Origin of the sequence: Streptomyces sp. DH12 (assembly GCF_020873895.1) — a bacterium.
GTDB lineage: Bacteria > Actinomycetota > Actinomycetes > Streptomycetales > Streptomycetaceae > Streptomyces.
In genome coordinates this window covers 1-481 of the sequence record NZ_JAHWGT010000817.1, presented here as the reverse complement: position 1 = coordinate 481, position 481 = coordinate 1, and the positions used below count along the sequence as shown (strand labels likewise).

The following is a 481-nucleotide window of genomic DNA, read 5'->3' as shown; positions in this document are numbered from 1 at the left end:
ACAGGGCACTGCTGAGGAACATCGCGTGTTCGAAAGCCGCGTCCGACCGGAACACCGCCTCGTCGAAGAGGGCCCGGCCGCCGAACGTGGCCCCCTTGAACGACGCCTCGTCTAAAAGGGCCTGCTGCAGAGTCACCTGGGGCAGCACCGCCTCGTTGAAGATCGCACGGCCCAGGCGGACCCGGCCTCCTTCGGCCTCCCGGACCGCCGAGACGACCTCGTTCAGCAGTTCGGGCGTGAACGTCGTCCCCGAGAAGTCGACCGACGCGCCCGGCGCCAGTGTGGTGAGGAACGCGGCCCGTTCGGAGTCGGACACGTGGGCCAGGCACTTCTCGTACCCAGGGAGCTTGATTCCGGTGCAGCCGACCGGATCCTCCGCAGTCGCCCCGATGCCGCAGCACACCCAGGACAGTCCCGGCCCCGTCAGGCCGCCCTCCTCCGCCGCAGCGGCGATCGCCCGCCCCAGTTCCTCGATGGGACC

The 481-nt window shown here is 69.9% G+C and carries 1 protein-coding gene; it reads right to left on the bottom strand.

What is annotated here, in order from left to right:
* The coding region (locus LPA54_RS37235; RefSeq protein WP_228984882.1) for a pentapeptide repeat-containing protein at positions 1-316 on the bottom strand (316 nt) is incomplete at its 3' end.
* Positions 317-481: the final 165 nt, after the last annotated feature.